This window comes from Sphingobium sp. UBA5915 (genome assembly GCF_002431195.1).
Taxonomy (GTDB): Bacteria; Pseudomonadota; Alphaproteobacteria; order Sphingomonadales; family Sphingomonadaceae; genus Sphingobium; species Sphingobium soli.
Map to the genome: position 1 here is coordinate 1 of NZ_DJDV01000018.1, position 9212 is coordinate 9212.

The 9212-nt window shown below is 57.7% G+C and carries 6 protein-coding genes and 1 pseudogene; 1 reads left to right on the top strand and 6 read right to left on the bottom strand.

Going from position 1 to position 9212, the window contains the following annotated elements; translation table 11 throughout:
• The 5 genes and pseudogenes from B2V90_RS02615 to B2V90_RS02635 form a co-directional block, all read right to left on the bottom strand.
• Positions 1-392 (bottom strand): annotated as a pseudogene (locus B2V90_RS02615) (hypothetical protein); the annotation flags it as partial.
• Positions 392-742, bottom strand: coding sequence for a hypothetical protein (locus B2V90_RS02620; protein ID WP_293919585.1), 351 nt, complete (start codon positions 740-742; stop codon positions 392-394). The gene B2V90_RS02620 and the pseudogene B2V90_RS02615, both read right to left, overlap by 1 nt.
• A 73-nt stretch (positions 743-815) precedes the next feature.
• Positions 816-4643: a hypothetical protein gene (locus B2V90_RS02625; protein WP_293919586.1), complete on the bottom strand. Its 3828-nt coding sequence runs from the start codon at positions 4641-4643 to the stop codon at positions 816-818.
• Positions 4644-4697: 54 nt separating this feature from the next.
• The gene (locus tag B2V90_RS02630; RefSeq protein WP_293919588.1) at positions 4698-5462 is read right to left on the bottom strand and encodes a DUF4376 domain-containing protein; all 765 of its coding nucleotides are present in this window, start codon (positions 5460-5462) and stop codon (positions 4698-4700) included.
• A gap of 10 nt (positions 5463-5472) precedes the next feature.
• Positions 5473-8271, bottom strand: coding sequence for a hypothetical protein (locus B2V90_RS02635; protein ID WP_293919589.1), 2799 nt, complete (start codon positions 8269-8271; stop codon positions 5473-5475).
• A 59-nt stretch (positions 8272-8330) separates the two neighbouring features.
• Here B2V90_RS02635 and B2V90_RS02640 point away from each other — a divergent pair, with 59 nt between their 5' ends.
• Positions 8331-8900, top strand: coding sequence for a hypothetical protein (locus tag B2V90_RS02640; RefSeq protein ID WP_293919590.1), 570 nt, complete (start codon positions 8331-8333; stop codon positions 8898-8900).
• Between the two features lie 4 nt (positions 8901-8904).
• Here the strand turns inward: B2V90_RS02640 and B2V90_RS02645 are convergent.
• Positions 8905-9212: hypothetical protein (locus B2V90_RS02645; protein WP_293919591.1), on the bottom strand; the 308-nt coding region annotated here is incomplete at its 5' end.

The window sequence follows — 9212 nt, forward strand, 5'->3', positions numbered from 1 at the left end:
GGGCCAGCGGGGCCAGGAACAGTTGACGCCGCACCTGTAGCACCCGTGTCACCCTTCGGCCCCTGTGGGCCGGTAGCGCCGGTCTGACCGGGCAAGCCCTGCGGGCCACGGTCGCCTGTTTCGCCTTTGTCTCCCTTTGCTCCGGTCGCGCCGGTATCACCCTTAGTGCCAGCGGGACCGGCTGCGCCGGTTTCGCCGCGATCACCTTTGCCACCCTTGGGGCCGACCGCACCCATGGGGCCAGCGGGACCGGTTTCTCCCTGTGGACCGCTAGGTCCAATATCGCCTCGCTCGCCCTTGGGGCCGGGGATCGGGACCAGCCCTGCCTCATACTGGACGACGCTGGTCTGAATCTCGTTGAGCAGATCGGTTGTTCCGATTTCTGTTGTCATTAGGCCACCCTGACCGCCGTTACGGTTCCTTCCCTGATGGTTCTCGCAAGATCATTCCCGACCCACTGGACGGAGAGGGCATAATCATATTCGCCATCCGCTCGCACGAAGCGCATCTGGTCATTGCGAATGGTGATGGAGATTGATTTCTCGGTGTCGTTCCAGACGATGCCATCGCCCAAGCGCAGCAGCAGTTTGGATCGTTCATTTTCGCTGATGCTGCATACCACCTGCTCAGCGGTGAACTCGACCGGCAGACCTGTGCCCGCGTCAACGATGCCGATCTTGTCCACGAAGACGATGGCATCACCACTGAGCGCGGGAATGTATCGAATTTCGATGTCTTTCATGTCTGCCAAGGCAGTCTCCTATCCAACTATGGTGTCGGATATTTATGAGGATACTGCTGGCATCAGACCCGGATCAGGGCTTCCTTGGCGGATTGTTGGTCGTCTGATGATAGTAGAACCAGCCGCTGCCAGCGTCCTGCGCGCCCTTGGCCGTCTCGCTGTCGATTTTACTCTGGCGGTAGCCAAGTGCGGTAGTCTCGGCTGTCATGAGGTCACTATCGGTGCGACCCATATCGCGCAGCAGGGATGGACCGGCGAGTAGCTGATCCATGGCCTGACCGTCACGACTGCCACCGCTCCAAGCATCCCAGCTAGGAGCCCTGTCGCTGCCCTGTGCGGTTGCCACAGCAGCATAAGTCTGGGGCAGGGCCGTGACATTGCCGCCAGCGGTTGCGATCATCTGCGGGGTCCACAGGGGCATCGTGTATTCGATATCGACGCTGTTGACCTGCATTCCGCCGTTGAGCCTGCCGGTGATGCGCTTTTGGTGCATGGTGATAAGCCAATCCACGACAGCCTTGGCTTTGGCAGACGCATCGCGGAGCGCCTGATTGAAGCCCAGCTTCTCAGCCGCATGAAGGGCGCTCATCCAGTAGCCAATCATGAAGTCGTGCTGCCACAGGCCATAATCGTCACTCCACAAGCACGGGCCGAAGCGTTGCGCGCCAGCGAAGATGGCATTGTTGCCGCCGCCGCTGATATTGGCTGGTGGATTGAGGAAGCCCGGCGTGCTGTCCCAGAAGGTGTCAAAGAAGCTCTCAAAGTCGAAGACGACCCAATCGAGAATCTCCGCACGGCTGTAGAGCCTGCTCGAATTGCTGGAGCCGGTCTTCCACGCGAGAGCGGCGTGCATATATTTCCAAGCCGCGCCGCGCGATGCGAACTCGCCGGCTTCACCCCATGCGTTGTTCAAAATCCATGGCAGGTAGAGGCGGGCCTGATCGCCGAATTTGTGACCGAGCATCGCAAACTCAGGCGACTGCCACATCAGCGATCCCCAATGGGGAAACTGGTGCGCGTGATCTTGGTCAATCTGATTGGTGCCGAAATAGGGCTTGTCGGACGCTACGCCACCATAAGGCACCTGAACGCGCAGCGGGTTGTTGGCCGTCACAAATTCATAGGGGCGACCGCCCTGAATATAATAGGCGCGCTCATTGGGCGTCCCGCTCTCACCACCACCATAATAGTGGTTTCGCAGGGTGATGTTGCGGCGGGCATCGCCCTTGAAGAGCGGCGTCAGCCTGCCATTCTCAAAGCAGTGGAAGGGATCGCTCGCATAGCCGGTCAGATAGTCGAGCGCGATTTGCTTCATGTCACGATTGTCGTGCGGGCGCTTGATCGTCACGTCTCGCGCATAGCGGGCCACCGGCTCAGCCATAATCTGGCGGTCATCACGCACACCGCCCGGACCAGTGATGGGCGAGCGGCCCATCTGGTTGAACGGCGTATATTTCAGCCAGACGTTGGCATTGGGAACCATGCCGTTCTGGTCGCTGCCGAACTTCCACGGGTTGAGCGTGTTCTGGCCAGCCGTGATGAGGTCATTGTAGGTGCTGCTCTCCCATGGCATCCAGCGATAGTTGGCGAAGCCGTTTAGCTGTTCGCCAGTGCCAGCGCGAAGGTCGCCGCCATTGACCGATGCCGCGCCCTGTGATCCGAACGGAACCGCCACATCATAGGTCGGAACGCGGTTCCAAATATCTTGCTGACTATAGGCTGGCGGCTCCGCATGGGAACGCCAGATGATGCCGGATCGCACCGTGCCCTTGGGATACCATTTGTTCGCGGCAGTCACCATGGGATTGGCGCGACCGTCGAGCGTGCCGCTCCACGACACCGGCGATGCCGTTGTGTTCAGCGGCTGGCCGTTGGGCTGTTCGATGCGACCCAGCAGCGTGCCTGCATTGTCGTAGATCAGCCATTTGTGCGGCACCATGTAGCTGTTCTTGCCCTGCGGATCGCCGAAGGGGTTGGACGGCATGGTCGCCGTGTCCCAATCATAGCCAAGCTGGAACTGGACATAGGTGCCCATGCGGATGCCTTCGCAGTAATAGTTGATGCCGCCGATGTTGGGCACCGCGCCCTTGGGCAGAACTTCGGTCCATGGAGCCTGCGCGCCGTAGAGGCTGCTGTCTTCAAAGCGGCAATTCTGCGCCGCTGGACGGGTCATGATGAGTTCGTTCGGATGGGCAACGCCTTCACCGCTCGACCAGTCTTCAAGGACGACCTTGTAGGCGCGGCCCGACGGGACGATCATGTCACCGACAACCACCTCAAGGTCGTATGGGTCTTGGCCAGCAGCCTGATACCGGACGGTGGCGGGGGCTTGCGGCGTTGAGTATCCGCGCGCATCCACGCAGAGCATTTGCAGGTCCGCTGCGCTGATCGGGCCGGAAGCGGCGACATCGTAGCTGCTCTGCACATCGGGGCGCCCGTAAGCCACGTTAAGGGACGCCACCTCTAGGTTGTTCTGGCTGTCGCTGGTGTTGTTGCCCGATGAATTACACTCCAGGCACATGGCAGGCGTAACGCGCAGCTTCACTTCGCTGGTCTGGTCAGGGCCGATTTGCACGCCGTCGCTGTAGAAGCGGACGGTGCCGCCGGGGCCGCCCACATTGTCAATGAACTCCACCGACCATGATTTGAGGGAGCCAGCCGCGAAAGCCGGATCATCTGCGCTGACGATCTGAGTTTCGGAATTGCCGCGTCCGATAGTGACGACGAGCGTGCTGGAACCAGCCCAATGGCGGCGCAGCTCGAACTTGCCGACATTATAGTCATACATGGTGGCGAGGATCGGATATTCCTCATTCACCACGCCGTTGAAGGTCATGCGAATGCTGGGCGGTGCCTGCGTCGTGCCATCGTCCGTCGTCTGCTTGAAAGTCAGGCCGAGTGGATCGGTGATGAGATAGACGCCCTTCATCAAGCGCAGACGGCCATTTGTCATGGCACTGCCATCAGTGGAGCCATAGACGCGCTTATAGAGGACGTTTGATGCGCCAACGGCGTCACCGCTGACCGGCCATGGACTACCAGCGTTCGTGATCGTCCAGCCGCTCGCTACCGGGACAGTGATGTCATCGCGGCGCTCGATACGGAGCGGAAAGCCGGACGGGGCAGTGAGGGTGAAGTTGGCCGTCGAACCGGCGAGGTAGATACCCAGCGGGAAGATCGTGCCGGGATCACCATAGACAGTGCCCGAACCAGACAGGTCCAGTTCTTCGTTTGAACCGGGTGGCAAGGGGATGGGCGCATTGACGAGGCCCAGCACGACAGCGAGGCCACTCGTCGTGGACTTGGCCCAGATTGCGATGCCAGAATCTGGCTTGTCGGTGGGGATGATGACCTGTGCGGTCTGCGTCAGGTTCATCGGTGGATCGCCCACAGTCACGGGAACGATAAGCTGATAACCCGACGCGCCCGGAGGAATGGGCGCGACCTCTTTGATGTTCACGACCGCACCAAGCCCGACCTGCGAACCATCGCGGCCTTTCAGGCTATCGAGCCATTGCTGCTCGGTGCCGACGAAGCCGTTCTTAACAGCCGTCTCGTAAGCGGAATCGCCGCCATCGACGCCATTCTCAATGATGTCCAGAGCGCGGTCATAGAGATCGGCCGACTTTTCGATCATGGCCGTGACCGACTGCGTGACCGTGTTCGGGTTGGGATGCACGGGAACGATGGTGTAGGCTTTGTTCTCCGCCGTCTGGCCGGGGAAGGGGTGAACAAGCGTGATGCTGGTTTTGCTGTTCACGCTTTTGACGGGATAGTTTAGCCCGTCGATATTGAGTTCCAATCCGGGATAGTTTGCGACCCAATTGGTGCCGGTGCCAACGACCGCCGTCGATCCATTGGCAACGCTGACGGTGCCCGCCGTATCAAATTCAAAGTCCATATTTGGATCGCTCCCGCTTATCAGTTTTGCTGATATTTATGCGGGGGTGGGCACTTAGCTGGGCCAGCCTGCCGTGACGTCGATAGCCTCGACCTCGCTGATAGTAGTGGCTGCCGCAACTTGGCTCTTCAAGACGCGACTACGGTCATGGACTGCGAAATTGAAAGCCGCGACCGCCGCGCTTAACGCCAACAAATTATCTATGGCAAATGGCACATCGGCATTGTCGTATGTGGTCCAGTAAAAGTCGGCGGGCAGAGGGATACCGGCGTTTGCCGCACTGGCCATACTGTTAATGCTCAATTGCGCGGCTGGATCAGTATCCCAACGGTTGCCGTCGAGGACCATACCGGCCGACAAAACCGCCATTTTCTGATCGGACACCTCGTCGTTCCTGCGGACCTTGAATTGATCGAGAGAGACAACCTCGAATGCCTTCGCGGTCGAGCTGTATTGCCCTTCAAGTGTGACCGAATAGGTTCCAGTTATTTCAGGGACGAACATCAGCGTCCCACCTTCGACGCGGACAAACCGCTCACTAAATGGCTGACCTCCTGTGCCCCTAATTCTCACCCAGCAAGGGTCGGGAAGATGGGTCATCACGGGGAGAGGGGCTGCGCCCTGTTCAATAAACGATGGGCCTGAATGAGCATCGTAGGGGCTTCGCGCGCAAATTGCGCCACTATCTACCCAATGCCGATCCTGCGTCCCTGTGCCAGCCGCATAAGCATATCCGTCTCGGTCAATCGCGAAGCGAGGGTCCATTTCAATCTGTGCGACCACCGATCCGCTGGCGATGTGGTATTGGAGATAGTTCATCTATCTCTCCTTATTTTTTGAAACAAACGGCATTGAAGGTCACGTTATACCAGTATGGTGAACCATCGCTGCCGATCTTGCGGTGAATGAAGATATACTCGTAATCGGTATTGTCCTTTACATTGTTATCAACCCACTGATAGGAAAAAGTGCGGTTGCCACTTTGAACTTGGACATTGGTGCGTTCTGTCAGGAGCACTGTTCCATCGCCACCTCGGCGCTCAACGCAGGTGTTGAGGTTATCGTCATCGCCACCATCGCGGGCATAAACGCCCATACAGGTGATGAGAGTCTTGCTCTCTCCATTGCCCGAACGGATGAGCGCCTTGGGTGCCAGTGATGCGTTGCCGCCCAGATATTGCCAATCGGAAGTCGAGTTGTTGCGATACCCATTATAGTTGTGTTCAAAGCTGCCGACGCTGGTAACAGCCGCAGGCTCGAACTTATCGCCTGAGATCGTCAGGTTATCGATGCTGGCGTTCGTGACCTTTAGATTTGTGCCGGTGATAGTGCCAATGAAGGCGTTATTCACTCGCAAACCGTTACCGTCCAAAATCAGCAGAGGTTGCTTTCCTGTCGGGGTCCAGATGGAAAAGGCATCGGTTGTGAACGCGGTATCCACATAGCCATTCTGGTTGATGATGCCGAGACCGCCCACGACCTTGGTGCCGTTCACTTCCGTTTGGACCTTAAATGTGACTTGGCTGCTCATCAGGCCGTTGATGTCGCTGATTAGCTGGACATTCTGTTCATAGCTGGCCCCGTTTAGCGGGTTAAGCCGCGTATTGATGGCGTTGATTTGCTCAGCCCTCGCGCCGTTGTCATCGACCTGCGTTTTTGCGTTGGCCTTGATGACCGACACGATGCTGTTGCCGCTCGCCTCATCGAAGATGCTGCTGCTTAGGGTTTTGACGCTCTCTGCGACCACCCCGTCTGCGTCGATATAGGCCCGCTCAATGCCCTGAATGGCGGCTTCGCGAGTGTCTGTCTCGTCCTCGATCTTGACGCCTAGTTCCTCAATGCGCTCCGCGAGCGCACCGTCACCGCCTTCATCAATGACGATGCGCTCCAGTTCGCTGATCTTGCCTTCTGAGTCCCCAACGCGGACGCCCATGTCTTTGATGTCCTCCGAGAGGGCCTTGTCGTCCTCTGCACGGACGCGACGTTCCTCGGTGAAGGCAGCTTCAACGTCTTCGCCATATTCGGCGATCATCTGCGTCACTTCGGATGCGGAGGCGAAGTCCAAACCGGCGATAGTCTCGCGGACATTCTTGAAGCCAGCCTCTACGGTATCCTCCCCGTTCTTGACGCGGCTGGTAAGCTGCGTGATCTGCTCGGCTACCAGATTGCCGTTCTCATCGACGCGAGTGCCGAGCGCGGTAATCGCGATATGATTCTCGCGATGGAGCGCGCCATGCGCCTTGCCGATAGCCTCGCCATATTTGAGGTTCAGTTCTTTCAGGTCGGCAATCGGCTCTACCAGAGCGGGCAGCACGAGCGATTTGAAGTTCTTGCGAATGTCATCGACGCCAGCCTGCACCTCATCGACCTTTTGCCCGACGCCATGGACCGCTTCATCAACAGCATCCTTGAGCGCGGAGGAAATCTCGTCGTCTCTATGAGTGACGAAGCAGCGGCGACCACCAACACGGACCTTATGAGCGCGGGTCGCGGTCGCAGGCATCGCAATGCTCAGCACGATAGGCGCGGATGCCTTGGACTGGCGCAGCATGATCGGGGCTTTGCTGCTGACGTTCCTGCCAAAGCGCCAGATGCCCTCACGATCAGGAAACACATATGCCGAGAGGTGCGAGGCCGCTTCACGCAGGAAGTCGCCCACGCTGATAGCCGGATCACTATCGTCTTCCGGCTTGTCCCGGCTATCGAGGTAGTTGCCCCATGTGTGCGGGAAATCGCGGTCGAGGGCTTCTGCCCCATCCGTGTCGATCTTGTCCGCAGGGACGCCCGCGATTTCCCGCAGCATCCATGCGGCAATCGCGCCAAAGCTGGTGAGAGGCTGGCCCCGATCGGTTGCGCCGATCACGTCAGCGGTCATCTTGCCGAATGGCTCTGCGCCAAGGCGATACATGCCGACCGCTGGAGCCTTTGCCCATGTGCCAGGCGGTAGCTGCTCAGCGGTGAGGCCGATCAACTCTTCATAGCTGGCGACTGTATATTTTGCCGCACCAAGGGTCAGGGCGTTTTCATAGACGGCGACGACATCAGCGGTCGGACCATAGCCGTGATACTGATAGACCAGATATTCCATGTCGATCATGGGCGGTTCGATGTTTTCTATCATGCCGATGGCGAAGGGCTTCAACTGGCCTTTGAAATCAGCAAGGCTCTCCGCCGCGCCTGTTCCAGCATAGGAGGATTTCAGAACTTCCTTCTTCAATTCGGCTTCTGGGCCGAGCAAGGGAAGCTGGGCATTGGCCATGTCGGCTGCGACCGACATGGAGCCGACTCGACCAGCAGGGATATGTCGGTAGCTGGAGAGGGGTGCGCCATATTCGCCCCACATGAGGCGGCAGGGATAGCCGTCGAAATCATAGCCCGGCCAATGGGCGTTTCTCATCTCTGCGCTCAGGCGCAGGCCGATAGTGCCATAGTCGACAGCAATTTCGCCGGGGATGCCGTTGTCGGTTAGCGACATAGAGCGGGCAGGTGCACCGATCAGGCAGGGAATATATTCGCGGTCATCATCGAACGCGATGGGGCCGTGACCGGGCGAACACATATGCAGAACGACCGTCTGCTTCGCCTTTGGATCGAACGCCGTAACTTCAGCTAGAAATACCCTTTTCACTCTCCAACCCCGCATATAATTCCGGATATTTAGCGGTGCGTCATTTCGAGGAGGGCAGTTTGAAAAGCTCTGTTGAAGATCGATTGGATCAGTTTTCGGCATTTCACAAAGCTATATCTGACAACAAGGGAGATGAGTCAGAGGTGGCGCAATCCCTCATTGTTGCTTCATATCTCGATCATCAAGTGCGGCTGATCCTCGAAGGATTTGTTCTCGATAGGAAGAAGATCAAAGATGCCTTGTTCGAAGGCCCAACAGCACCGATGGGGTCATTTTCGTCGCGTATTTTGGCTGCCTATTCACTAGGTTTAATCACTAAGGAAGAGCATGAGTCTCTGACAGCAATCAGGCAAATCCGAAACGAGTTCGCACACAAAATCACCACTTCATTCGAAGTGGAAAAAATGACGCCGTTTTTTGACAAGCTCGCATGGGCTGCTGGAAGAGACAAAATCGGTGAGCTAGATAGAAGCGAGGTATTATTTCTCGCGTCGATCCGGTTGGCGATGGCGTTCGTTAACCGAGCCGATCATGTTGCCGTTGAACGTCGCACAACGAAGGAATGGCCAGATCATCCGATTGACGCCGATATGGACCCGGATTTTGACCCGTTGAGCCTTATCTACTAGGCTATTAGGCGCGTAATCCTGCTACCTGCATCTCCGTGTCCCACCAGTTGTGGTAGGGGTTCTGACCCTTCCAATCGACCTTGACGCGGCCATAGACGGTCCAATGCTGCGCGGTTTCGAGGTTGTCGGGTTCAGGCGCGAATAGCACGGCCTTGGACCTGCCTACCGTCATCATAAATGCGTCGAAACGGTTGAACGTCGCTTCGTCCATCGCGCCAAGCGTGGCCTTCACGGTCGGCCTAGCAGCATATTCCTGCACGTCCTCATAATTGGGACCGCTGGTCAGAATGCTGTCATCGACCTGACCCTTTT